A 24,773-nucleotide genomic window follows, 5' to 3' on the forward strand; every position below is an offset into this window, starting at 1 on the left:
ATCAGGTCGGGAGCGGCGCGTGCGCCCGCGTGTCGGGAGCCAGCGTGCTCAGGAGCTGCGGAGCGTCGATCAGGGTGTGAGCAGCGGAATCGAGCAGGTGCGGGTGCAATGCGTAGACCTGCGCGCCGTGGCGAGGCGTGATGTCGCCGGTCAGGACCGCAGCGAAGTCGGACCGGCTCGCGGCCTCCTCATCCCATGGCCGGTCGGGCTCTAGACGGGCCGTCAGGCGGCGAGCGAATCCGGCCGGATCCTCGGCGGGATCACGCACGTACCCGACGACCGAGCCATCGGCACACCGTACGACGACCTCGTCGGAGCGGGCCGCGGCATGCCAGCAGCACACCTCCCACAGGCTCACCCGGTCGCCCGAGCCGTGCACGTCCTCCAGCGTCGCCGCCATCAGTGCGATGTGACCGCCGTACCGTGCGATGTTGTGCCCGTAGCCGGCCGCGCCGAGGTTCACGTCGTACCAGCGCAGCTCCTTGGTGTGCAGGTCGACGCCGAACGGCAGCAGGATCTTCGCCGGTCCGGCGAGATCGAAGCGTTCCTCGACCGCGGCCGGGTCGAACAGGCCGGCCGGTTGCCGCATCACCCCGACGAACCCGCGCTCGAGTTCGTCGAACGGTACGTCGTTGTAGCTGAACACCACCGGCAGCACATACCGCCCGCCGACCCGCCGCACCGCGCGCAGGTCGAGGTCCACGAACTCCGTCGAACCATCGGGCGCCGGCGCGGAGGTGAGGTCGCCAGAGTGCACCAACGCGTCCTGGTCGAACCGCAGGCGCGTGTAGTCGCACAGCCCGACGAAGGCCCATTCCTGGTCGAACACCGCCACCGACAGATCGAGATCCACCCGCCGGCCGGGCGGCTCGACCCAATGCAGGAACAGCCGCAGCAACTCGTCCGGCGGGATCGGCACCGCGCTCCCCCGGGTCATCCGCCGCAACGTCGACGACGCATTCCGCTCCGAACCAGGGGCCGCCAGCCGCGCCAGCTCCTCGTCCAGGAACACCCGTCGCAGCCGCGGCAGAGCCGTTGCCCTGCGCAACATTTCACCCACGAGTACGTCGGTCAGCGCGGAAGCCGTGTCGGCGGGCAGCGGCTCGCGCTCGTCCACCGACGTCCAGATCCGCGCCGTCCCGCCGCGGGGGAAGAAGAGCCGCAGATCGCCAGGCGGCGTGCGGACCTGCCCGATCGCGGCCGTGATCACCACCGGCGACACGTCCGAGACGGCCGTCGCCAGCGCGTCCACCAACGCGCCGTGCTGATCAGGCGGCAACGCTCGCGCCAGCTGGACCAGGCGCCGCACCAACTCGCCCGGCCGCTGACGCAGCAGGTCGAGCACATGGCCTGGTCGCCCGTCCGCGAACGCACCCTCGACCCGAGAGGCGAACGTGCTGGTCGCGAGCCGCTTGCCCTCGAGCCGCACGAACGGATGCTGCGAAGCCTCGCCCAGCACCGCCCGCCCCGCCGCCGTACCAAGATCCAGATCGGTACGCCGCAGGATCGCGAACGCCAGCGCCGCCACCGGGTGCCGGGTCGCGAATTCGAACGGATGCAAGTTCTCCGCCATCGGCTTCCAGGCGCGCTCGTGCCGCAGCATGTCCTCGACCAGGTGCTCGGCCGGCAACCGGTCGAGCCGCGCGAGCACCAGCCGACGCGTTGCCCGAGGCAACGACTGCCGCCGGACCGGCGGCGTCCGCAACCCCGGATCGGCATCCATCAGCGCGTGCAACACCCGCAGTACGTCGGTCGCGGTGCCGGCCCGATCGATCAGGTCAGGATGGTCGGCGAGGAAGTGCGCAATGACCAGCGCCCGGGTCTCGCGGACCGGGATGTCGTCCGGCAGCCAGGACGGGTCCGCACCGGACAACAGCACCTGCAGGTCCGCGCGATCCGCGGCGGACAGCGGGGAGCGTCGTACCAGCAGGTCGTCGACCGTCGTCCGCACAGCGTCGGACTGCGCGAGCGACAGGAGACGCAGGCGATCCGAGCGCACGTGGGCCGGCTGCACCTCGTGGAAGGACGGCTTGAGGAACGGGTCGAGCGGATCGATCCGGCGCAGGCACAGCGGACAGGCGCTCAGCTCGGAGCCGTCCCAGCAGGTCCGGCAGACCAGGTGGGCGCAGGGCGAGACGGCGTGCACCGACTTCGTGTCTCCGCACAACACACACGGCTGCTCCGGCTCCTGCAGCAACCGCGCGAAGACGCGGTTCACATAGAAGGTCTCGGTGTTGCCCGGCACGCTCTCGGGGAAGCCGCGGAACAGCGGCACATGCTGGGCGTTGTGACCGGACTCCGCATCGAGTAGGTCCAGCAGTTTGCCGCCGAACCCCGCAAGCGCAGGGGCTGACAGCGACGCGCAGTACCGGTACAGACCGACGGACAGGAGGAAGCCGCGCTGGACCAGGTCGGCCTGCAACGCGGACAACCCGGCCTGGATGGTGAGCGGCCGGCGCAGCCACTGCCACGCGGAGCGGCGTACCGGAGGGGTCAGTGCCGTGGTGTCGACGAGCCGACGGCGGCGGAGCAGGACAGCTGCCTGGTTCTCCTCCGAGGCGTGCTCCGGCATCGCGGCCTCCCCGCTGGCTGGGCGTCTGGTCTGTCATGGGCGTAGCGGACGACAAGGCCAGGGGCGGAAAGCGGACGCGCTACATGGCCTGGTGAAGGAGAAGGAAGCACGTCCTGGAGCCGCCCCTGGCAACAAGAACGCTACCGGTCGCCACCGACAGTTTCCGCCGGCCTGAATCACGGCGAGTCGGGGACCTGAGAAGGTCCGCACAAAGAAGAGCTCCGGTACCAGGGTCGGGGCCGCCCCGCCCAGACCCCGGTACCGGAGGTCTCCAGAGTAGAACGTTCACCCAAACGCTGCGCCACCGGGATCACAATCTGGCACTGATGCGCCGTGATCAAACCATTGACCCAGGCCGCACAGGGTGCAGGGAAACCCTTTCAGTTACAGGCGGCAGGTGTTACGCAACGGATTGTGGTTAGGGTCGTAGGTATGGCGGGTGGGGTGATCGAACGTGCGCGCTGGCGCGATGTGTTCGGACATGCGGAGTTCAGGGCCTTGTTCCTGGCCGGCGTACTGTCCGTCGCAGGCGACCAGCTGGCCCGCGTTGCCTTGTCGGTGCTGGTTTTCGACCGCACCGAGTCCGCCGGGCTGACCGCACTCACCTATGCCCTGACCTACATACCCGACCTGCTGTTCGGTCCATTGCTGGCCGGATTCGCCGATCGGTACCCCCGCCGTACTGTGATGATCGTCACCGACCTGGCCCGAGCGGTCCTGGTTGCGGCGATGGCCGTGAAGGCGTTGCCGTTGCTGGTGGTGATCCTGCTCCTGCTCGGGCTGCAGGCGTTCGGGTCACCGTTCAACGCGGCACGAGCCGCCACGCTCCCCGCCGTACTGCCGGGCGACCACTACGTGCTGGGCAAGGCCGCCAACGACATGGTCGTCCAGTTCAGCCAGGTGCTCGGCTTCGGCACCGGCGGTGTGATCGTCGTAGCCGTCGGAACGTCCGGTGGGCTGCTGCTGGACTCCGCCACGTTCTTACTGTCCGCAGTACTCATTGCTGTCGGCGTACGACGTCGTCCGGCGCCGCCGCGTGCGGCAGACGAGTCACACAGCAGCTACTTCAAAGACCTGGCTGCCGGCGTCTCACTCGTCACACGCACGCCGAAGCTCCGCGCACTGGTCATCCTCGCGACGATCGCGGGCTTCTACGTGACGGTGGAGGGCCTGGCAGTCCCCTATGCGAACGAGATCGGCGGTGGGCCGAAGGCAGCCGGTCTGCTGCTGGCTGCCAGCCCGGCCGGCGCCGTGGCAGGCATGTGGCTCATCACTCTGTGGGAGCCGGAGAAACGTATGCGGCTCCTCGGACCGCTGGCCGTGCTGGCCTGCGTGCCGCTGATCGCGTGCTTCATGGCGCCCGGTCTGCTACCCACTGTCGTGTTGTGGGCGGTGTCGGGCATGGCGTCGGCCTATCACCTGCCGACCAGCGCGGCGTTCGTCCAGGCGGTGCCGGACGCCCAGCGTGGTCAGGCCTTCGGCGTCGCGAGCACCGCCCTGAAGAGCAGCCAGGGCCTCGGAATCCTGCTCGCGGGGCTGGTCGCGGACCAGTCCTCACCGTCGGTCGCGCTGGGCGTCATGGGCACCGCGGGAGCCGTCGCAGCCGCGGTGGCGGGCGCCGCCTGGGCACGCGCCCGCCGTTCCCGCTCCGGCGTCGTGGAGATGGGTACCGGATGAGCCGCCGGAGAATCAGGGGAAATATCTCCGGACCAGCATCGTAAAATATCGGTTAAGAAATTTCGGTCAGGTCGCAGGAATCACCACTCGTTGCCGGTGGTGAACCATTCGTTGCCGGATCCGCCCGGCCGGTGCAGCCACTCGTTGCCACCCTGCGTGAACCACTCGTTCCCGCCGTGCAGCCATTCGTTCCCCCCGTGGAACCACTCGTTGCCGCCCCCGGTGAACCACTCGTTGCCGCCGTGCAGCCACTCGTTCCCGGTGCTGATCTTCGACATGGTGCTGTCCTTCCTTCGCCATCCGTCAGATGGAATAACTGCGGGTCGGGGATGACCTCGCGTGAACAGGCAGTTACTATTCAGGAATAACCGTTCAGGTCTATCCGTGTGAGGCCACCATGATTCTGATCGGTCGGAGCAGGTGGGTGCCACCCCGTCGATGGAAGCTCTGGTCGTTGCCGCGCCCGGCACTGAGCTATGTGCTCGGCGTCGAGGCCGTCGCAGTCGTCATCACCGCCTTGGCTGTGGCCTCGACGGTCTCCGGCGCCCGGACCGGCGTCAGGCCGACCGAGTGGGTCGCCTTCGCCGTACTGGCGGCCGCCTCGGTGCTTCACCTGGAGTCTGCCCGCGGAATCGAGCGTCGACGCGAGATGGCGGCGAACACTTCGCCGTACACCAATCTGAAGAGTCTGTGGGTGTTCGCCGGCCTGTTGCTGCTTCCGCTGAGCCTGGTCGTCGGCCTCGTCGTGGTGTCGTACGGGTACTCGTGGATCCGCGTCTACGGACGGACGATCGCGCACCGCAAGGTGTTCTCGGCCAGCACGTTCGTCCTCGCCAGTGGAGCCGCGGCCGCAGTGCTCCGCGCCGGGGGTCTGCTGAACGAGCCGCGGGTGCCGACCGGGCCGTGGACCCTGCTGGTCGTGGTGGCCGCTGCGTCCACGTGGTGGCTGGTGAACTTCGCGCTGGTGATCGGTGCGATCCTGCTGTCCTCCCCCGAAGCCACCGCCCGTGGCGCACTGGGAGACCTCGCGGATCAGCTCGTCGTGGTGGCCGGGCTCGGCCTCGGTGTGGCGGTTGCCGGACTGCAGGCGTCGTACCCATGGGTGGTGCCGATCCTGATGGTGACGGTGCTCGCGCTGCACCGCGATCTGCTGCTGCCGCAGTTCCAGCGCGCTGCTGGGACGGACGTCAAGACTGGTCTGGCGACTCCGGCGTACTGGGCCAATGCAGTGCCGACGGAGCTGGCGCGGGCGGAGACCATGCGCAGCACGGTCGGTCTGCTGATGCTGGACCTGGACCGGTTCAAGGAGATCAACGACACCTACGGCCACCCGGCCGGGGACCAGGCGCTGCGTGCGGTCGGTGAGAGCGTGCGCGCGGAGGTCCGGGTCGGCGACTTGGTCGCACGGGTCGGCGGAGACGAGCTGGCTGTGCTGCTGCCGGGAGCCACCGAGACTGAGGTGCTCGAGGTGGCCGAGAGGATCCGGGACCGGCTCAGCACGCTGAGCGTGTCAGTGGACACCAGCACGGATACCACCGCAGTGATCTCCGGAGTGCCGGCGTCGTTCGGCGCAGCGGTGTATCCGGAGGTCGCCGCCACGATGGACCAGTTGGTACTCGCGGCGGACAACGCACTCCTCACCGCGAAGCGGGGCGGACGCAACCGGATCGTCGCGGCCCGTCCGAACCCGCCTGCGGTGACCGACCACACCGATCAGCCGGTCGGCGACTGAGCCACTCGGATCAGGGCCTTGCCCAGGAGCGTGCGCTGCTCCAGGGCAGTGTGGGCGTCGGCCACGTGATCGAGGTCGTAGGTCTGGTCGACGACGGGCACTAGGTCTCCGGCAACGGCTCTCGCAAGCACGTCCGCACCGGTGACCGTCGTACTGGTCGAGTCGGCGCGCAGATCGACGATCCCCTTCACCGTGATGCCCCGGCGCTCCGCTTCGGCCGCGTCGTACGCCGCGAAGCCGCCGCTCGGAGCGCCATGCGCGGAGAACCAGCCGCCGTCCTTGACGACCGTGAACGCCGTCGCGCCGAGCTCACCGCCGGCGCCTTCGAAGACGATGTCCGCGCCGTTGGTTGCATCGAGGACCAGCTTGTCCCAGCCGGGCCTGGAGTAGTCGACCACAACGTCGGCGCCCTGCGCCTTGCTGAGGTCGAGCTTCGCCTGACCGCGGGCAGCTGCGATGACATGTGCGCCGGCCTTGTGCGCTAGCTGGGTCAGCAGCAGACCCATGCCACCTGCGGACGCGGTGACCAGCACCTCCTTGCCCTGCATCGGTGGCGCGAGCTCCTCCAGCATCAGGGCCGTGAAGCCGTCGCCGAAGACGCCGACCGCGGTCTCCAGGTTGAGTCCGGCGGGCGCCTTGACCAAACCGTCCGCGGCTGCGACCGCAAGCTCGGCGTGGGCGCCGAAGCCGACGGCCCGGCCGACCACCGTCTGACCGATCCAGTCGTCCGCCACACCCGGTCCGGCCGCGCGCACCCGGCCACCGAGCGAACCCCCCGGGACGTACGGCGGTGTCACGTCGAAGAACTGGCTGTGCTGGCCACGCCGGATAGCGGTCTCGACGAAGATGACGTCGGCCACCTCGACCTCGACCAGCACCTGACCGGCCGCCGGCACCGGATCCGGCCACTCCTGGGTCCTGATCACCTCGGGCCCACCGAACTCGGTCACCACTGCTGCACGCATGCTCACTCCTTCGCTCTGATTTATCTCCGAGCCTGCAACCTCAACGTTGGTTCAGGTCAACTCCGGCGGTTGTCCACAGGTCGTCGGCGACGGGCGGGAAGTTGTCGGTGGTCCGGCGTACTGTGCAGGGCATGTTCGACGCCGTCTTCGTCCCTGCCGACCCGCCGCGCGCGGGCCGGCTGGCGTTGTACGGCGACCTCTCGGCGACGGGCGAGACGGCCGACGGGACCGTGGATCTCGTGCTGCCCAAGGGATCCCAGGTGCGGCGTACCACCGTGCCGGCCCGTCTGCTGAGCATCGGCGAGGTGCTCGAGTGGATCGGCCGACCGCTCGAGGGCTCGGTCAGCTGGCAGGCGTGGCGGGCCGCGGCGTTCGCGGGGATGGGGTTGATCGCACGCGGTCGACTCGTCCCGGATCGAAGTCCGAGTGGGTACGGCGCTTGGCGGGTGGCGCCGCTGGATCCGTTGGACCGGGGGTGGTTGCGGAACCTTACTGCGGCGATGCCGCCGTACGGGCACGCGTTGCCGATCGAAGGGACGCGGCCGGTGCGGCTGGTCGACCCAGAGCCGCTGGTGCGGTCGTTCTGGGACGCTCTGGCCGACACTCTGGTGCGGACAGCGGCCGCGCCGGTCGCCGTACGTCCTGGCGCGGCGGCGTTTGCTGGGGTTGATCCGGTGGAGGTGACCGGAGCTACTGCATGGCTGGAAGAGACCGCGCTGAGCGAGGAGGCCGGGGCGCGCCTGGTGCTGCGGATCGAGCCGCCTTCGGAGTCGGCCGATGAGTTCCGCGCTGTGCTGCAACTGCGCAGTGGAGTGGATCCGAGTCTGCTGATGGACGTGTCGGATGTGTGGAGTGCGCCAGCGGCCGTGCTGGCTGCTCTCGGGGAGCGTGCGGAGACCCATCTGCTATTGGCGCTCCGGCGCGGCGCTCGGGTCTGGCCGCCCTTGGGTGCGGCGTTGCGGGACGCGGCGCCGGCGGAGGTCGGGGTCGATGACGAGGCGTTGGAGGAGTTGACTGAGGGCAGCACGGCGTTGGAGGGCGCTGGGATCGAAGTGCTCTGGCCGACCGAGTTGTTCGCTGGCGAGCTGGCGGTGCGCGGAACTGTCGCGACGCCGACGCCCGGAGCGGTGACCGGGCCTGACTTCAGCCTGACCGATCTGGTCGCGTTCCGTTGGCGACCGACGCTCGACGGACAGGAGTTGACCGAGCAGGAGGTGGCGGCGCTCGCGGAGGCCAAGCGGCCGATGATCCGGATGCGTGGCCGATGGGTCCGGGTCGATCACGACCTGGTCCAGAAGCTGCGGCGTGGTGGGACCCGCAAACTGACGGGAGCCGAAGCGCTCGGCGCTGCGCTGACCGGGACGATCGAGGTGGACGGTGAGCTCGTCGCGTTCGACGCGAATGGGTCGCTGGCCTCGATGATCGCGCGGCTGCGGGCAGCCGAGGAGCCTGCGCCGTTCGAGGAGCCGGCTGGGTTGCAGGCGACGTTGCGCGACTACCAGCGGCGCGGTGTCGCGTGGATGGCGCACCTCGCCGATCTCGGTCTGGGTGGCTGTCTCGCCGACGACATGGGTTTGGGCAAGACGATCCAGGTGATCGCGTTGCACCTCCAGCTCCTCGGTCGTGGTCGCGGACCGACGTTGGTGGTCTGTCCGTCGACGCTGCTCGGGACCTGGGAGCGGGAGTTCGCCCGGTTCGCGCCCGACGTCACGACCCGGCGGTACCACGGCACCGGGCGGAGCCTCAGCGACCTCGCACCGGACGAGGTGGTGCTCACGACGTACGGCGTGGTTCGGCAGGACCACCGCGTGCTCGGTGAGGTGTTCTGGGGACTGGCGGTCGCGGACGAGGCGCAGCATGCGAAGAACCCGCTGTCGCGGACCGCGCGATCACTCAGGACGTTGCCGTCGGCAACCAGGATCGCGTTGACCGGGACGCCGGTGGAGAACCGGTTGTCGGAGCTGTGGTCGATCCTGGACTGGGCCGCGCCGGGGTTGCTCGGCACGCTCGACCGGTTCCGCCACGACGTCGCCGTACCGGTGGAGCGGTATCACGACGAGGAGGCGACCGCGCGGCTCGCTCGGGTGACACGGCCGTTCCTGCTGCGGCGGCGCAAGAGCGATCCCGGGATCGCGCCGGAGTTGCCGCAGAAGACCGAGCACGACCTCGTCGTACCGCTCACGACGGAGCAGGCCACGCTGTACCAGGCCGTCGCGAAGGAGACGCTCGCCAAGATCGAGTCGGCGGAAGGGATCGCGCGGCGCGGTCTCGTGCTCAGCCTGCTGACGCAGTTGAAGCAGGTCTGCAACCACCCGGCCCAGTTCCTGCACGAGCCGGGACCGCTGGAGCGCCGTTCGGGCAAGCTCGCGGCACTGGACGAACTGCTCGACGTGATCCTGGCCGAAGGCGAGTCCGTGCTGATCTTCAGCCAGTACGTCGAGATGTGCCGGCTGATCGAGGCCCATCTGGCGGCGCGACGGGTCCGGACGCTGTTCCTGCACGGTGGGATCGGGGTGCGGAAGCGGGAGCAGATGGTCGAGCAGTTCCAGGCCGGCGAGGCTCAGGTGTTCCTGCTGTCACTGAAGGCCGGTGGGGTCGGGCTGACACTGACCCAGGCGACGCATGTCGTCCACTACGACCGCTGGTGGAACCCGGCGGTCGAGGATCAGGCGACCGACCGGGCCTATCGCATCGGTCAGGATCGGCCGGTTCAGGTGCATCGGCTCGTCACCGAGAACACGTTGGAAGATCGGATCTCGACGGTGATCGCGGCCAAACGCAATCTGGCGGATGCGGTGGTCGGTTCGGGTGAAGCGTGGTTGAGCGAGCTGTCGGATGCGGAGCTGAGCGAGCTGGTCGAGCTGTCGACCGGACCCGTGAAGTCGGGGTCGGCCAGTGCCTACAACCCTTCTGCTGTTGGGAAATCAGCTCCTGGATCCGGCCCCCTGGAGTTCGGCTCATGAATGAGCGTGTGCCTTGGCAGGGGTGGCGGAGTTCAGGTGAGGACGCAGGGTTGCCGGCGGCCAGGGGTCCGGGGAGCCGGCGTCCGTTCGGCGCGACGTGGTGGGGACGGGCGTGGTTGGAGGCGTTGGAGCATCGCGCTCGGTTGGATCCGGGCCGGCTCTCGCGTGGGCGGTCCTACGCACGGCGCGGGAGTGTGCTGGAGCTGACGGTGTCGCCGGGTTCGGTCGATGCGGTCGTGCAGGGCAGCCGGGTCACGCCGTACCAGGTGACGGTGCGGATCCGCGCGTTCTCCTCGGCCGAGTGGGACGCCGTACTCAAGGTGGTGTCGTCGCAGATCGGCCGCGTGGCGGCGCTGCTCGACGGCGAGTTGCCGCCCGAGGTCGTCGACGATGTGCGTGCCGCTGGGTTGGACCTGTTGCCGGGTCCGGGTGAGGTGCTGACCAACTGCAGTTGCCCGGACTTCGCCGTACCGTGCAAACACTCCGCCGCCGTCTGCTACCTGGTCACGGATGCGCTGGATGACGATCCGTTCGCCTTGCTGCTTCTGCGCGGCCGCCGCAAAGACGAACTGCTCAACATCCTCCGCTCCCGACGCACCGGCCCGTCCCCCACTACCCCGCCCCGCACTCCCCCACCCCCAGGCATCCCAGCCATAGCCGCCTTCGCCAAAACCTTCGCGGCCCGCGTCCCGAGCCGCGCCCCCACTGACGCCTCCGGCCGTGCCGCCCCTGATCCCGCCACCACAGACATTTCCGGCCGCGCCACCCCCGATCCTGCCACCACTGTCGCCTCCGGGCGCGCCGCCCGTGATCCCGTCACCTCCGACTCCCCTGGCCGCGCCGCCGCAGGCCACGCCACCTCCGCCACGGCTCGCGCTACTGCTTACGGTGGAGTGCCTGTGCCGGTTCCGCCGCGACCGATGGGGTCGCCCGGATCGCCGGCGGCGGTGCAGGCCTTGGATCCACCGCGTTCATCGGGCGTCGACGTACGCGATCTGATTGCCCTGGCCACAGACGCGGCACGCCGAGCCTGGGAGTTCGCATCCGGCGACGGCGACGCGGGGCTAGGCCTCACCTCCGACCAGGACCTGGCCCGCCGCGCCTCCCACCTCCTCGGCACCCCGGAGCTGGCCGACCTGGCCCACCGAGCCGGCGTACCAGCGCGTCAACTCACCAGCTGGGCCGTCGCCTGGCGCGAAGGCGGCCCCGGCGGCCTCTCCGCCACCGTCGACACCCCAACCACCATCGACGAAGCCGCCCTGGCCGAAGCAGCCCAAGCCCTCCCCGGCGCCACCATCGAAGCCAACCGCGTCACCGCCGGCAAAACCCAACTCCGCCTCGGCCCTGACGCACTCTGGTACCGCTTCGACCAACACTTCAACGACTGGACCCTCACCCGCCCACCCTCCCCCGACCCCCAAGACCTCCTCACGCCCTTGGCGTGACGGCCGGCTGCTCCCACCCAGGCCGGGGCGGCCGTGCCGCATCGGGCTGTGGCGCAACCCCGCCTGCACGTCCTCGACCCGGCCGGACCTCCGCTCTCCGGAAACTTCTGGTCACCTGCCGGCCATTTGTTTCCGCAGATGCCGGCACCGCCAGTCAGCCGACCCTCGGGGATCCACCAGCCAACCTCACAACCAACACCTAGGTCCGCGCGGTGACGAAGGCTTGGGTCAGTGTGGTGATCAAGTTGTAGGGGATGGGGTGTTCGAGGGGGAACTTGAGGGTGCCTTTGCCGGAGCGGTAGGGCTCGATCGCGGCGGAGAGGGCGTCGTCGAGGGGTGGGATCGGGTAGAGCGCGATGTGTTCTTTCCATCCGCTGAAGTAGAGGAGGGACTTGCCGTCGAGGGTGATGGTCGGGATCTGGTAGCTGATCTTCTCGCCCGCGTCAGGGACGACGGCGTGGATGGTACGGCGTACCTCCTGCAGGATCTCCTGGACATCGGCCGGGAACGACGCGATGTACTCGTCCACGCTCGTGAACTTCTCCGCCATACCGCCATGGTGCCCGAACCTCAGGACCGGCGCAGCGGGGTGAACGGCATCGGGACGGGCGTCGGGTTCGGGTCCCAGGTCTCCGCAAGCGGTGTTGGCCGCCATTTCCAGGACGCGGGCGGCGGGGTGGCCGGGATCTGCGCGCGACCGGTGAGCCAGCGGAGGTTGAGCCAGGGATCAGCAGTCGCGCGCGGCTCGTGCGGGAACATCCGGGTCAGGACCCGCTCGCAGAGGTCAGGCGGTGGGGTGAGCGAGCAGTCGAGGCCGGTGGTGAGGTCGTGGCCGTGTACGAGCGCCTCCACGCACGCCATGCCGGTGAAGCCCTCAGGATCGCCGACGCCCCACGGATGAAACGCACGCACGTCGGGCGGGCTCGCGCGAACCACCAAGGCGAGGATGCTCCCCGCCGCCTCGACGAAGTCGAGTACGCCGGCAGGCGGGGCGAGTTCCTGCGCCCGCGCGGACCAGCGAACGTACTGCGTCCGCGCACCGACCGCGAGCTGCGATGCCCAGTGCAGCTGTGCCTGCCCGAGATGCTCGGCGGTCGCGCGGCAGGTCCACTCGATCGACCCGGCCGGTACGTTCCAGTCCGCATCCACAGCGGGGCGCAAGGCTTGGACGAGGCTGTCGACCGCTGACTCGAGGTCGTCCGCGGTGATCATCCGCGACGGCGGAGGGTTGTGTGGGTTTCGAGGGCGGGGATGAGGTGGGCGGCGATCTTGGCATGGCCGGCCACCGAGGGGTGGACAAGGTCGGTGCAGTCGTCCTCGGTGATCCAGCCCGTCGAGTCGATGCAAACGACGTTCGGGTCGTCGAGCGACTTGACGGCCGCGGCGATCGTGTCGGCATGCTTACCGTTGAACGGGGTCAGCGACACGATCGTGGTCTCCGGGTACGCCGATCGCACCCGCGCCACGTAGGCGGCGTACGGCTCCGGCTCCAGCGTCTCGTCGTTGACGCCGAGGTTGAGTACGACGACATCCGGCGCGGTGACCCGTTCAGCAGGTGAGCCGGCGAAGTTCCACCCGAACGACTCCGGCCCCGGCGGCACCTCGCCGTTGCCCGGCTTGATGATCCCCTGGCTACCGAACCCGACCTGGTGGGACGTCGCGCCGAACGCGCGGGCGGTCAGATACGCGTACGTCGTCGTACCGTCGGCGCCCTCCGACTCGGAATGTGTACCCAGCGACCGCACTCCCTGCGTGATCGAGTCGCCGTAGAACTCGATCCGCGGACCGCCCGGCCGCCCGCTGAGCCGCACTCTAGAGTTCACCTCTAGCAACAGACCCGCGAACACCACTGCGCACTCGAACGGCGGGTTCCACCGGTTGACGTGCTCGTTGACGTCCTTGACTACGACCTCGACCTGATGCCTGCCAGTCTGCGCGGTCAACTCGATCACCGGGTTCTCGATCAGGTGGAGCACCGGCGCACCGTCGTCGATCGTGATCCACAGGTGCGGCGCGACGGTCAGTCCGGCCGTGTCGAACAGCAACTGCACACTCTCGCCCGCGAACGAGAACGAGATCCGCGAGCCGGAGTTGACGGTGATCGCCACCCCGGGCTGCTGACCCCACTGGCCTTCCAGGACGATGCGCGGATCTGACGGGGCGACGACCTCGCCTGGTTCGAACGGCACGTCTCACACTCCTCGTGGTGGGTGGCAGTGCAATTCTGCCTGGCCGATCACCAGCCGTCCTTGCGAGCCCGCGCTTCGAACAGCAGAATGCCCGCGGACAGCGCGACGTTCAGCGAATCCGCCTGGCCGAGCATCGGGATGGACACGCCGCCGAAACCCTGCGCGTGCCACTCCTTCGACAGCCCGTTGCCCTCCGAGCCGACAACGAACGCGGTCGGCCCGTCGTAGTCGACGCCGCGGTAGCTCCCGCCGGCGGCTGGGTCGGCGAGATGGACGCGGAAGTTGTGGCCGCGCAGCCACGCCGCCGCGCTCGTGATGTCGTCGAACTCCAGCACCGGCGTCGACAGGATCGTCCCGCGGCTGGCCGAGTACACGGACGGGTGGCTTGGCCGTGCCCGCCTGCTGGTGAGGATGAGGCAGTCGGCCTTGGCAGCGTCGACGGTGCGGATCAAGGTGCCGAGGTTGCCGGCGTACTCGACTCCGTCCGCGACCAGGACGATCGAGGACGTGGTGAAGCGGAACGACTGCGGTTTCCACACCGGCAGCCGGGCGATCGAGATCAGGCCGTCGGAGCGGGTCTTGCGGGACAGCCGGGCGAGCAACTTCTCCGAGATCCGGTACACCTGACCGGCGCGCTCGGCGATCCGGCGTGCGGCGTACGTCGTACTGGCCTCAGGGCACCAGTAGAAGGTGTCGATCGTGGTGTCGGTGGCGAGCAGGCGGTCGTGTTCCCAGCCGCCTTCGACCATGATCCGGCCGGGTGAGGCGTCCTTGCGGACGGTGAGCAGGTCGCGAACGCTAGGGTGTTGCGCGCCGATCGGGCGCGCGTGCGGCACAGTCATGTGCGTAACTCCGGTACGGAGAGAACGAGAAAGCTCGCCGGGGACCCTGTGATGGGTTCCGCACCGGCGTGGCGAACGCCCTAAGGCGCCGTGGTATGGACGCGGTCTACCTGGACCGCGTCAACCAATGATGCTTTGGATTCTCTCCACGCCAGGATGGTAGGCAGCGGCCTCCACACCCGTCATCCGGTTTTCACACACCAGTCGTCCACAGGCTCCAGATGCGCCCCAACCAACCGCCGTCTTGTCTTTGGCCACACGCTCGGGGCAAACCCGGTTTGGACTGTCGGCGCGCCCCATCCAACCGCCGTTCTTGCCTTTATCCACAGGTCCGACGCGGCCCGGTTTTGGACTGTCGGTGCACCCCACCCAACCGCCGTTTCTGCCCTTATCCACAGGTCCGACGCGGCCGGGTTTTGGACTGTCGGTGTGGGTGGTTAGAGTCCTTTCTCTGGTTGCCGGTCGCTCGCGGGGCGGCGCCACACGGGAGGAGCAGGCGATGGACGCGACGTTGCTGGACGCGGAGGCCGAGGCGGCCGTACTGCGCGTCTACCGTCAGGTGTTCGCCGTGCTCGCCCGCGAGGCCGGCGCGATGATCGTGGACCCCGACCTGCTGGACGTCGACCAAGCAATCCTGGACGCGTTCGCCGAGGCCGGCAGCGACGGCCTGACAGTCGAGCAGGCGACCCTCGCCTGCCGGGCCTATCCACATGACGTGATCGTCCGTCGCTTCGAGGTTCTGCGGCAGTACGGCGCGATCACCAAACTCGTAGACCGTCCGAACGAACTGCGTCACCGAGCCGCATTCGCGCCGTACGTGATGCTGATGTTCCTGCGCCGGATGTCGGTGCAGGGCGGTCAGGGCGAGCTGCACCAGTTGCTCACCCTCGAGGCCCACAGCGTCAGCGATCCCAGCGCGACCGAGGACGAAGGCAGGGCGTCGATCGAGCGGCTGACCAAGGTGTTCCGGCTGCTCGGCAACGAGCTCGCGATCCTGGTTTCGACCAGCACGACCGCGCAACTCCGGGAGAACGCACAGCTCGCGTGGGGAAATGAGCGCCTGATCGAACAGGCCGAGAAGGTGCACAGGATCGTGCTGGACCGCTGGCCCAGCCTGCATCGCGCATGTACGTCGCTGCGGATGGCGCTGGCGGCGTACGCCGACGCCGTACAACTAGCGGCCGGCCGGCTGGTAGAGAGAGCGGGTACGACGCGCGCACTCGGGCTGCTGCCGATCGAGACCTGGCTGACGTTCACGCGAAGCAGTGAGCCGGACGTACTCGCGAGCGTGCTGGACGGGCTCCTGTTCGATGCGGCCGCGCCGGACTTCTCGCCGCAGACGATGGTCGAGGCCGTCGAGACAGGACGGCGGAGCGGGACAGCACGCATGGCGCCACCGCGACCGACCGCGGACGCCGACGCGCCTGAGTCCGCGGCCGCGACGGATCGGGAGGAGCTCCGCGCCGAGGCCGAGCGCGTGCTGGCCGGGCGATCGTCGGTCGACGTCGTCGAGGTCGTGGACGATGCCGGCGACTGGATCACGGCGCGGCGAGTGCTGGCTGAGCTGACGGCCGCGCATCTCCACGACGAGCTCGACTACGAGCTGGTGTGGTCCGACGGGATGCGAATCGATCCGGCTGCTGGGACGCCGTGGGCGACCGAGGGCGTGTTCCGGCGGGTGACGCGGTGAGTACTCCGTCCGAGGCCGTCGAACGGCGGCTGTACAACGCATTGTGGTGGGCAAAGGTGCAGTCCGCTGGGCCGCTCGAGGTGTCGCCCGATACGCCCGCGGTTGCAGGCCTGACTCGGGCTGCCTCGCCGGATGGCTCGAGCGTGTGGTTGGTGCCGACGATGCCTTCCGGCGCGGGTCATGCCGTGCTGGATGAATTGGGCACTCCCCCGGTCGCCGTGGAGCAGCCGAACGAAACCGCGCGGGTGCTCGCGATCTGCGTCGCCTGCTGCTGGACCGACCGCAGCGGACCGGCCTGGCCAGGCTCGACCGGGACGCTTGCCCAGATCAGGTCCGTGTACGCCGGGATGCGGGGCCGCGCCGAGCAATCGAGTGATCTCACCCTGATCATCGGAAGCCTCCGGCGTCTGCACGCCACGCACTGGCTGCTGTGGAACGAAAAGGCCGGCGAGGTCCGCCTCGGTCCACGCGTCATCACCTGGACCCCGACCGATCAATCCACCCTCCGCGACCTCTGCCGCCACCTACCCGAGCCCCCACCGCCGGCCCTCACCACCACACCTCCGGTCGACCCGACCCCGGAGGACCCGCTCCCGGACGCAGCCGCGACGGCCGCTGCACCCCCGGCCACGGACGCCTCCTCCCATGCGACCGACTCTGCATCACCGGCGACGGATACCGACCCGGCACCTACGCCCACCCGTCCCGCAGCTACGGACACCGACCCGCCCGCTGCGGACACCGACCTCGCGGACGCCCATTCCGCAGCTACGGATGCCCACCCAGCTGCTACGGACACCGATCCGGCCACTGCGGACACCGACCTGGCGGACACTCATTCCCCAGCTACGGACGCCCACCCAGGTCCTACGGACACCGACCTGGCACCTGCGGACGCCCATTCCGCAGCTACGGATGCCCACCCAGCTGCTACGAACACCGACCCGCCCGCTGCGGACACCGACCTGGCGGACACCTCTCAGACGGAGGTGTCCGATGACTGAGCAGCATGTGTTGTTCGACCCTCTGCTGCAGGATCTGAGCGACCGGTCCCGCGACGAGGTGCTGGCTGCTTTCAGCGCCGTGCAGTACGCCGCGCATCCGGTGGCCGAGGTGCAGTTGGCCGGCCTCAGGGACGTGACGCTTCGTCGACATGTCCAGAAGATGCTGAAGCTCATCGGGCGCACTCTGGTCCATGTCGACGGCACGCACTGGACCTCCGGATACGCCGATGACATCGCCGCAACACTGACGACGCAGGGCTGGCAGCCCTTGTCTGTGGTGGACCGTGCCGTGCTGGTGCTCGTGCTGATTCATTCCGTCGCGATCCCCCGCAGCGAAGGCATCCTGACCGGCGACAGCTGGAAGTCGGCCCGGCCGACCACAGTCGACGAGCTGCGGACCACGAGAATCAGCGGCGAGGAACGGCGGCTCGCACTGCAACGCCTACGCGCGGCCGGCCTGATCCAGCTGTCCGGCGATCACTCGGGCGGACCGAGCTACATCCCCGGTCCACAGCTCCAACGGCTCACACCGGCCGCGCGGCGCCGACTGCAAGATCAGCTGATCCTCGCCGCGGCGCCGGCCAGCCCGATCGCCGAAGCCATCCGAGCCCGCAACGGCACGGCGATCGCCGACCCTGACATTCAGCAAGACAGCAGTGTGGAAGAAGGAGCGGCGTGAACGAGCGTGGCGAGTTCACTATCGAGCACAGTGCGTTGGGTGCCTCATCCGCGCCCGGAGCGAAGCGAGGACGTGGATGAGCGGCGCGGTGGAGGACGGTCCCTTCGACATCCTCGGTTCCAAGGTGCTGCTCGGCGTACAGGTCGTGGATCTCTCGCGGTTGTCGACGCACCCGATTCCGATGGTCGGGCAGGGCCTCGTCACGGTTGCCGGCCAGGGGCCGACCGACTCGAACGGCGCCGGCAAGTCGTCCTGGATCGCCGCGCTCAGCCTGCTACATGCGGACGACCAATGGCGTCTGACCAGTGGGGCGCCCGGCGCAGCCGAACTCCTGTTCACCGCCGAGGCGGCCGGGCAGGAGGGCAACTGGTCCAACGTCGACCGCGGATACATCGTGGGCGTCTTCTCCGATCCCGAGCTGACCGATCTCGACGAGCTCGAAGCGGCCGCGATCACCGTGTGGATCCGGATCAACCGCAAGGCGTCGTACATCGATCTGCGCTGGAAGAGCGGCCTGCACGTCCCGTACGGCGCGACCGAGGCCGAGCGGGCCGCGGGAGCGGACGCGCTGTGGGCTGCGCTGCCGCACTCGAACGGCCGCACTGACTTCCACGCGAACAAGCTGTCCACGGTCCTGTACGGCGGCCAGGTGCGGTGCGTCTCGTTCCTGTCGACGTCGGTGCGGTCCAGCCCGACCGCGAACCTGCTCGCCGAGCCGCTCAACGAGCTCGGCCCGGCGCGCATCTTCAACGCGATCGCAACGCTGACCGGACTCGATCACGAGCTCGAGCAGGAGCAGGCGCATCGCTCGGCTGAACACACCCAGCGCGAGGCGACCAAGCAGGCGACGGCCGACCTGCAGCGGTGGGAGCAGGAGATGGCGACCGTCGAGGCCGGCATCCTCCAGCGCGGCGCGGCCCGGGAGGCACTGGCCGCGGCGAAGGAGTCCTGGCGGGCGCGGTGTGCGCGGCACCTCATCGACGGCGACGCGCGCAACAGCGAGATCCTGCAGGAGCTCGCGGTACTCGATGAGCGGGTCGCGGAGCAGGAGGCGCGGCGCGAGGCGGTCGACCACGAGATCGATGCCTTTGGCAATGAAGAGCTGCTGCTGCGCGACGTCCAACTAACGCGGCAGGAGCGGGACAAGCTGGATGCACGCGACCGAGAGCTCGACCTTGCGCAACGTTCGGTGCGCGAGCAGCTCGAGCGGCTCGGCCAGGAGCATCGGCGGCTGCTGGAGGCGGGGCGTTCGGCGGACGGGCGCGACCTCGCCGCTGCGGCCGACGAGCAGTCCGAGGCGCGCGCCGTACTCGAGGAGCACATCGGACGGGACCACGCGGCGCGGTCCGCGGTCGACTACGCGACGGCCGAGCTGCGCGAAGCCGAGAGCGGTCAGACCGTCTCGGCGACGCAGCAGCAGGTGCTGGAGAACGCAGGCATCGAGTGCGGTGCGCTGACCGACATCACCGAGCTGTCGTCGTCCGCGCGTGCCGAGTGGGAGCCGCGGCTGGCGCCGTACCGCGAGGCTGTCGTCATCGACGCCGGTGATGCGGCAGTCGCGTCGGCTGCTCTCGCGGAGGCCGGGTACGCCGGATTCCTGCTGGTGCTGGCGAATCGGCCCGATGCCCGCAAGGGATTGCGCGGCGGACCGAAGTCAGCCGACAAGCGCTTCACGCTGGACGAGTTTTTCGTTGTGCTCGGCGAGCGCGCGACCAAGGAGAACATCGACGACGTCGCCGGCGTCGTGGCGGTCGGCCAGTTCGACGAGCCGCTGACCGGGCGGACCGCGCGCATCGAGGCTGCTCGCCGCCGGGTGGAGGCCGCAGTCGAAGCCCGCGGCGTTGCGTCAGGAGCGCTCGACCAAGCGCGTGCACGAGTCGAGCAGGCAGAGCGTCGTACGGCGGCCGCCCGGGCGCTGGCCGACGCGGAGTCGGTGCAGGAGCAGATCCTTGCGCTGCGCGATTCCATCGACAGGCACGAGAACGACCGTGATTCGCTCGCACCGCAGCTCCAGGCGGCAAAGGAATCCGCGGAGGCGGCGGCCGGGCAGCAACTCGTCCGCGACGAACGGCTGAAGAACCTCGAAGCGACCCGCCGCGACCACGAGCGGATCCTCGACGATCTGGCCGCGCGCCGCCTGACGTTGCTGGAGGAGCAGACCTCACTCGACCTGACCACGCGAGCCACGGCGTGGGGTACGACGCCCGCGGAGGCTGAGGAATTCATCCTCGGACTGCCCGACGACGCGCAACGTCGTACCACCGCTGACTGGAACCATCAGGCCTGCACGCAACTCGACGACGTCATCCGCCGCTGCTTCCCGAACGCGCGGTCGCGGGAGGAGATCCCGACCGAGCTCTTCGAGATCCTGAACGGCGCGGACGGCTGGACCAACGGCACGCTCGGCACCCGAGTCGGCCTGGTCCCGGCGCTGCACCGGACGCTCAGCAGCCACCTCGCACAGCACGAGACGTTCGACAGCCTGCAGCAACAACAGATCGCCAGCCAGCGCGCCGAACGCAACGCCGCGCTCGAGCGCGCCCGCGAAGGACTCGGCGAGGCCGAGAGTACTGCCCGCGCCCACCGCGCATCCCTTGCCGACGGCATCAAAGCGCGACTTCGGCTGGTGTCACAGGAGTTCGACCGCCTCGACCAGCAGTACGGCGGCTACGGCGCGAAGCTCGAGTACCCCGAGCCTGACCCGCCCGCCGAGCCGGACAAGCCGTGGCGTTGGACCGTCACACCCAAGTGGCGGCGTTCCGAGGGCGGCCCATACTCCGCCTTCAACGTGAAGGGCAACACCGCGCAGATGGACGAGAAGGCGGTCAAGCTCGTCTGCGCCGCGGCGCTGGCTGGTGGTTCGGACCGTCCACTGCTGCTGATCCTCGACGAACTCGGCCGCAACCTGGGCTCGCAGCACCGCCGCGAGGCGGTTGCCCTGTTCGAGCAGATCGGCCGCGACCGGAACATCACCGTCATCGGGGCCCTCCAGGACGACATGGAACGCTATGCATTGGCATCGTCCCGCCTCTACGTGAAGCTCCGCCGCAGCTCGGACACCATGGCCTACAACCAGGCGCCCGTTGTCAAGGGCAACGAGGACTATGCCGCGCGGGTCGAGCTCCTTCGCACCTGGCTGACGTCGTATCGAGGTCCAACGCCCACCCTCGAGCTCGCGACTCTCACCCCGTGACGTTGGCTTCCCTGCGGGCCGACACTCCATCGCGCACCCGGTGCCAGTACCGCAGGGGAGACTCGCCGACCTCGCGTTTGGTGCCGAGCCGATCGTCGTGACTGACGTCGTACCTCATGCCATTGATCCTGCAGCGGCTGTGGGACCTGAGTGAGCAGCCCGTGTAGGCGTGATGCTCTCGACCTCACCGGCTTGTGTCGGCGCCGTAGCGGAGTCCGTCGACGAGCAGCCCGACCATCCTCTGGCTGTACCCCGGTCCTTCATCGGTCAAGGGCATGCACAGCGTGGAGACGGCGTACAGCAAGTCCTTCGGGCTGATGTCCGCGCGGATCTCGCCGGCAGCGGCTGCTGCTTCGAGCAGTCCGCCCAGGGCAGGTCCGAGTCGCTGCATGAAGTAGTCGGGCAGCGCGTCGAACGCCGGATCGCCGGAATGGAGCGCTGTCGCGAGTCCCCGTTTGGTGGCGATGAACTCGGTGAAGCGGTCGAGCCATTTTGCGAGTGCCACTACCGGCTCGTGCTCCGTGGTCAGCGCCGGCGCCGCATCGGCACACGCATCCACCTCGCGCTGGAACACGGCCTTGACCAGGTCCGAGCGCTGCGGGTAGTGCCGGTACAGCGTTCCGACTCCGACCCCGGCCAGATCAGCGATCTCTCTCGCGGGCGCGTCCACGCCTGAGCCGGCGAAGACGGTTTTCGCCGCTTCGAGCAACGAACCGAGGTTGCGTTGCGCGTCGGACCGCATCCGGCGCGGCGCCGTCTTCTCGGTCACGTGACTCCTTCCCCTTGCTTTTCCGGAAAGCCATTCCGTATAGTTCCGGAATAGCGTTCCGCTTCTGCCCAGCGTACGGCATCCGGCGGGCACTTCACATCCCACGATCAACACCTCGGGAGAATCCCTATGCAGTACCGCACCCTCGGCGGGACCGGCATCCAGGTCAGTCCCTTCGCGCTCGGCGCCATGATGTTCGGTGCCGCCGGCAACCCCGACCACGACGACTCGATCCGGATCATCCATCGGGCGTTGGATGCCGGGATCAACTTCGTCGACACGGCGGACATGTACTCCCACGGCGAGTCCGAGGAGATCGTCGGGAAGGCGCTCAAGGGGCGCCGCGACGACGTCGTACTCGCCACCAAGGCGCGCTTCCCCGTGAACTACGACCCGACCGGCGCCACCCCCTTCGTTCCGAACCGGTCAGGTGCCTCACGCAGCTGGCTGATCCGTGCCTTGGACGGCTCACTGCGCCGGCTGGGCACCGACTACATCGACCTGTTCCAGATTCATCAGCCCGACCCGGACACTGACATCGAGGAGACTCTCTCGGCACTCACCGACCTTGTGCGTGCCGGCAAGGTCCGGGCCATCGGCACCTCCTCGCTGCCGGCCTCGGACATCGTCCAGTCCCACTGGGTCGCCGAGCGGCGCGGCCTGACCCGGCTGCGCACCGAGCAACCGCCGTACTCCATCCTCAACCGGGGCATCGAGCGCGAGGTCCTGCCCGTGGTCCAGCAGTTCGGTATGGGCACCTTGGTCTGGAGCCCGCTCGCGGGCGGTCTGCTCACCGGCCGTTACCGCAAGAATCAGGAGAACACCACGCACCGGTCGCAGTTCGGCTTCCGGCACCTGACCGACGAGCGCCGCCTGGACGCCGTCGAGGAGCTCATCACACTCGCCGAGGACGCCAAGCTGCCGCTCACTCACCTGGCCATGGCCTTCGCGATCGCCCATCCCGGCGTCACGTCCGCGATCATCGGCCCGCGCACGATGGAGCACCTCGACGACCTCCTCGCCGGCCTCGACGTCACGCTCACCGACGACGTCCTCGACCGGATCGACGAGATCGTTCCGCCCGGGACCGATATCGGCGCCCTCGACATGGCCTACCAACCCCCGGCCATCCAACGCTCGAACCTCCGCCGTCGACCCGTCAGCGAACGCGCCGCCGCCTGACCGAGGCCCCCGGCGATCTGGACCGACCGCTGCCGGCCGACTTCGGCCGCGTACTTCCAAAACCGCACCCCCGCGGTCGGCCCCGACGACCCGGTACAGCAAACTGGGTCGGTGACTTCTCTGGGGAACTGCCGAAACTGCTCACGCCGAGTAGGCGGAACCCTGGCCAACCGTCCGACTACCGGCGTACCGTCTGCTGGGCAGGTCCGACCGGGTGACGAGCGGAGGGCGTGAATGGCATCGTGGCTTCTCCGCGCCCAGTGGAACCACCGTGACGAGTCTGTCGAGCACCGTGCCCTCCGCGTCGGCCGCACCCTGACCGCAGTCGCCGTCGCGTTTCCCGACGTACACGTCTGGACTCAGGACGAGCGCTGGGGGTACCACGTCCTCGACGCCGACGGCTCCACGCCGCTCCAGGAGATGGTCGAGGCAACCACCAAGGTTCTCGCGAACGGGTCCAGCACGACCCGGCTGCATCTGCAGAGCACTGGCGAGCTCCCGTGGTTGTTCGACCTCTCCATGGGCGGCACGCTCACAACCGTCTCGGATCAACTCACCCTGCACTGGAGCGACGAGGACGCGCTCACCCAGTCCGACCGCTTCGCCCAGATCCTCCGCGCCGTCGTCTCGATCTGGGAACCCGAATGGGCCAGCATTGCCGACACCGAACTGGCTGCCGCGGCCGGCGTCTTCCGCCGGGGCATCCCGATGGTGGGGTGGCTGACGTACGTCCGCGGCATGGTGGCCGGTGCCTATGGCATCGACATCGACCTCACGCCGTTCGAACGCGGCACGCTCCTCCAGGCTCCGGTCGCCCCCGCCGACCTCACGCCCGTACACATCTGCGCGGCCGCCGCGCTCGTCGGCATCGCCCCTGAGGCGTAGCCCTACTCCGTCACCACGACGGCCCGATCCCACCGCGCCAACTCAGCCGGCCCGGGTACGTCGAACGAAGCGCTGTACAGCTCCAACTCGTCGCGACTGATCCGAAACGTCCCCTTGGACACCGCCGCACTCCGCGCGTCGATCCGCGGCCACAACACCTCCATCGGCAGATCCAGTACGACGATCTCCGCCAGAGCACCGAGGTCGTGGGCGCGAGTCCGGAACAGATCCCGCTCTTCCTCGGACCAGCATCCGTAGTCCAGGATCGCGTCTACGCCCAACTCGAGCACCCGCGCCGCCAAACCCCAGAGCAGCTCGGACTCCAGCACCCACCGCCGACCGTCGACCTCGTTCGTCCCGAACAAGGCGTCCATCCACTCGTCCGGAGTCAACCGAACGCCCGCCCGCTCCGCCTCGAGCCGCCGAGCCCAAGTAGTCTTCCCCGCCCCTGGCAATCCCACGATCAACAACATCACAGCCACCCCCGAACCTTACGCAGTGCGTGGGACCGCTGGGCGGGCAATGTCCGAATCGTTCAAGACAAGTATCGGGAGTGTGCGGCACGATCTGCGTATGTCTCCTACGCAGCGCACGAGGACCGCCTCAAGCTCTCGCTCGGATCTCACCGACCTCATGAACGTGGGCAAGGCGGTGACCGGCTATTTCCAACGGGCCGGCATCACGCGGATCAGCGAGCTGGCCGGGCGGGATCCCGTCGAGATCTACGAAGACATGTGCGAGGCCGACGGCCAGCGTCTGGATCCGTGCCTGCTCGACACCGTCATGTCCGCGGTGGACCAGGCGGACGGCAAGCCGGCCCGTCCGTGGTGGTCCTACACCGCACACCGCAAACAACTGCTTGACCAGTGACGTGCGGTACCCAAAGTATCTGGACAAATGTTAAGGGCCACCCCTTGTGGGGTGGCCCTTAACAGTGTGAATGTCCGGCGGCGTCCTACTCTCCCACGACCTCCCGGTCGCAGTAC

21 protein-coding genes are annotated in these 24,773 nt (G+C 68.8%); 10 read left to right on the top strand and 11 right to left on the bottom strand.

Features of this window, described 5'->3' with window-relative positions; translation table 11 throughout:
- Window position 1: 1 nt before the first annotated feature.
- On the bottom strand, window positions 2–2,572 hold the full coding sequence (locus tag ACIBG5_RS35390; RefSeq protein ID WP_396395892.1) for an MXAN_6230/SCO0854 family RING domain-containing protein: 2,571 nt from the start codon (window positions 2,570–2,572) through the stop codon (window positions 2–4).
- A 432-nt stretch (window positions 2,573–3,004) separates the two neighbouring features.
- On the opposite strand from ACIBG5_RS35390, the gene ACIBG5_RS35395 reads away from it, so the two are divergent.
- On the top strand, window positions 3,005–4,249 hold the full coding sequence (locus ACIBG5_RS35395; protein WP_396395894.1) for an MFS transporter: 1,245 nt from the start codon (window positions 3,005–3,007) through the stop codon (window positions 4,247–4,249).
- Between the two features lie 80 nt (window positions 4,250–4,329).
- Here the strand turns inward: ACIBG5_RS35395 and ACIBG5_RS35400 are convergent, their stop codons facing one another.
- A complete protein-coding gene (locus tag ACIBG5_RS35400) occupies window positions 4,330–4,527 on the bottom strand; it encodes a DEAD/DEAH box helicase (RefSeq protein ID WP_131518001.1) in 198 nt (65 codons plus the stop codon).
- A gap of 146 nt (window positions 4,528–4,673) precedes the next feature.
- Here ACIBG5_RS35400 and ACIBG5_RS35405 point away from each other — a divergent pair, with 146 nt between their 5' ends.
- Window positions 4,674–5,981, top strand: a complete 1,308-nt coding sequence (locus ACIBG5_RS35405; RefSeq protein WP_396395896.1) for a diguanylate cyclase — start codon at window positions 4,674–4,676, stop codon at window positions 5,979–5,981.
- Here ACIBG5_RS35405 and ACIBG5_RS35410 read toward each other — a convergent pair.
- Entirely contained in the window at window positions 5,963–6,946 is a 984-nt protein-coding gene (locus tag ACIBG5_RS35410) for a zinc-binding dehydrogenase (protein WP_396395897.1), read from the bottom strand. The two genes, ACIBG5_RS35405 and ACIBG5_RS35410, sit on opposite strands and share 19 nt — an antisense overlap.
- Window positions 6,947–7,077: 131 nt before the next feature.
- On the opposite strand from ACIBG5_RS35410, the gene ACIBG5_RS35415 reads away from it, so the two are divergent.
- Together ACIBG5_RS35415 and ACIBG5_RS35420 are read left to right on the top strand one after the other, a co-directional pair.
- The gene (locus tag ACIBG5_RS35415) at window positions 7,078–9,909 is read left to right on the top strand and encodes a DEAD/DEAH box helicase (RefSeq protein WP_396395898.1); all 2,832 of its coding nucleotides are present in this window, start codon (window positions 7,078–7,080) and stop codon (window positions 9,907–9,909) included.
- A complete protein-coding gene (locus tag ACIBG5_RS35420) occupies window positions 9,906–11,354 on the top strand; it encodes an SWIM zinc finger family protein (protein WP_396395899.1) in 1,449 nt (482 codons plus the stop codon). Before ACIBG5_RS35415 ends, ACIBG5_RS35420 begins: the two co-directional genes overlap by 4 nt.
- A gap of 199 nt (window positions 11,355–11,553) precedes the next feature.
- On the opposite strand, the gene ACIBG5_RS35425 is transcribed toward ACIBG5_RS35420, so the two are convergent.
- Genes ACIBG5_RS35425 through ACIBG5_RS35440 form a run of 4 tightly spaced genes read right to left on the bottom strand, consistent with a single transcriptional unit; the run spans window position 11,554 to window position 14,385 of the window.
- Complete coding sequence (locus ACIBG5_RS35425; RefSeq protein ID WP_396395900.1) at window positions 11,554–11,904, bottom strand: iron chaperone; 351 nt, start codon at window positions 11,902–11,904, stop codon at window positions 11,554–11,556.
- 20 nt (window positions 11,905–11,924) lie between these two features.
- The gene (locus tag ACIBG5_RS35430; protein WP_396395901.1) at window positions 11,925–12,566 is read right to left on the bottom strand and encodes a maleylpyruvate isomerase N-terminal domain-containing protein; all 642 of its coding nucleotides are present in this window, start codon (window positions 12,564–12,566) and stop codon (window positions 11,925–11,927) included.
- Window positions 12,563–13,543, bottom strand: a complete 981-nt coding sequence (locus ACIBG5_RS35435; protein ID WP_396395902.1) for an SGNH/GDSL hydrolase family protein — start codon at window positions 13,541–13,543, stop codon at window positions 12,563–12,565. Before ACIBG5_RS35435 ends, ACIBG5_RS35430 begins: the two co-directional genes overlap by 4 nt.
- 47 nt (window positions 13,544–13,590) lie before the next feature.
- Window positions 13,591–14,385: a TrmH family RNA methyltransferase gene (locus ACIBG5_RS35440; protein ID WP_396395904.1), complete on the bottom strand. Its 795-nt coding sequence runs from the start codon at window positions 14,383–14,385 to the stop codon at window positions 13,591–13,593.
- A 499-nt stretch (window positions 14,386–14,884) separates the two neighbouring features.
- Here ACIBG5_RS35440 and ACIBG5_RS35445 point away from each other — a divergent pair, with 499 nt between their 5' ends.
- Window positions 14,885–16,075, top strand: coding sequence for a hypothetical protein (locus ACIBG5_RS35445; protein ID WP_396395906.1), 1,191 nt, complete (start codon window positions 14,885–14,887; stop codon window positions 16,073–16,075).
- 178 nt (window positions 16,076–16,253) lie between these two features.
- On the opposite strand, the gene ACIBG5_RS35450 is transcribed toward ACIBG5_RS35445, so the two are convergent.
- Complete coding sequence (locus tag ACIBG5_RS35450; protein WP_396395907.1) at window positions 16,254–16,457, bottom strand: hypothetical protein; 204 nt, start codon at window positions 16,455–16,457, stop codon at window positions 16,254–16,256.
- 614 nt (window positions 16,458–17,071) lie between these two features.
- On the opposite strand from ACIBG5_RS35450, the gene ACIBG5_RS35455 reads away from it, so the two are divergent.
- Both ACIBG5_RS35455 and ACIBG5_RS35460 read left to right on the top strand, forming a co-directional pair.
- The gene (locus ACIBG5_RS35455; RefSeq protein ID WP_396395908.1) at window positions 17,072–17,758 is read left to right on the top strand and encodes a hypothetical protein; all 687 of its coding nucleotides are present in this window, start codon (window positions 17,072–17,074) and stop codon (window positions 17,756–17,758) included.
- A gap of 76 nt (window positions 17,759–17,834) precedes the next feature.
- Window positions 17,835–20,951 carry a chromosome segregation ATPase gene (locus tag ACIBG5_RS35460; protein WP_396395909.1) on the top strand — a complete coding sequence of 1,039 codons (3,117 nt, stop codon included), beginning with the start codon at window positions 17,835–17,837 and terminating at the stop codon, window positions 20,949–20,951.
- Here the strand turns inward: ACIBG5_RS35460 and ACIBG5_RS35465 are convergent.
- Window positions 20,941–21,069, bottom strand: coding sequence for a hypothetical protein (locus ACIBG5_RS35465; protein ID WP_396395910.1), 129 nt, complete (start codon window positions 21,067–21,069; stop codon window positions 20,941–20,943). The genes ACIBG5_RS35460 and ACIBG5_RS35465 overlap by 11 nt on opposite strands.
- 66 nt (window positions 21,070–21,135) lie before the next feature.
- The gene (locus ACIBG5_RS35470) at window positions 21,136–21,720 is read right to left on the bottom strand and encodes a TetR/AcrR family transcriptional regulator (protein WP_396395912.1); all 585 of its coding nucleotides are present in this window, start codon (window positions 21,718–21,720) and stop codon (window positions 21,136–21,138) included.
- A 129-nt stretch (window positions 21,721–21,849) separates the two neighbouring features.
- Here ACIBG5_RS35470 and ACIBG5_RS35475 point away from each other — a divergent pair, with 129 nt between their 5' ends.
- Together ACIBG5_RS35475 and ACIBG5_RS35480 are read left to right on the top strand one after the other, a co-directional pair.
- On the top strand, window positions 21,850–22,902 hold the full coding sequence (locus ACIBG5_RS35475; RefSeq protein ID WP_396395914.1) for an aldo/keto reductase: 1,053 nt from the start codon (window positions 21,850–21,852) through the stop codon (window positions 22,900–22,902).
- A gap of 234 nt (window positions 22,903–23,136) precedes the next feature.
- Window positions 23,137–23,787: a hypothetical protein gene (locus tag ACIBG5_RS35480; protein ID WP_396395916.1), complete on the top strand. Its 651-nt coding sequence runs from the start codon at window positions 23,137–23,139 to the stop codon at window positions 23,785–23,787.
- A gap of 2 nt (window positions 23,788–23,789) precedes the next feature.
- Here ACIBG5_RS35480 and ACIBG5_RS35485 read toward each other — a convergent pair whose 3' ends face one another.
- Window positions 23,790–24,260 carry an AAA family ATPase gene (locus ACIBG5_RS35485; protein ID WP_396395917.1) on the bottom strand — a complete coding sequence of 157 codons (471 nt, stop codon included), beginning with the start codon at window positions 24,258–24,260 and terminating at the stop codon, window positions 23,790–23,792.
- A 100-nt stretch (window positions 24,261–24,360) separates the two neighbouring features.
- On the opposite strand from ACIBG5_RS35485, the gene ACIBG5_RS35490 reads away from it, so the two are divergent.
- On the top strand, window positions 24,361–24,657 hold the full coding sequence (locus ACIBG5_RS35490; RefSeq protein WP_396395918.1) for a helix-hairpin-helix domain-containing protein: 297 nt from the start codon (window positions 24,361–24,363) through the stop codon (window positions 24,655–24,657).
- Window positions 24,658–24,773 lie beyond the last annotated feature (116 nt).

The organism is Kribbella sp. NPDC050241 (assembly GCF_044459685.1).
In the GTDB taxonomy this organism is placed as follows: domain Bacteria; phylum Actinomycetota; class Actinomycetes; order Propionibacteriales; family Kribbellaceae; genus Kribbella.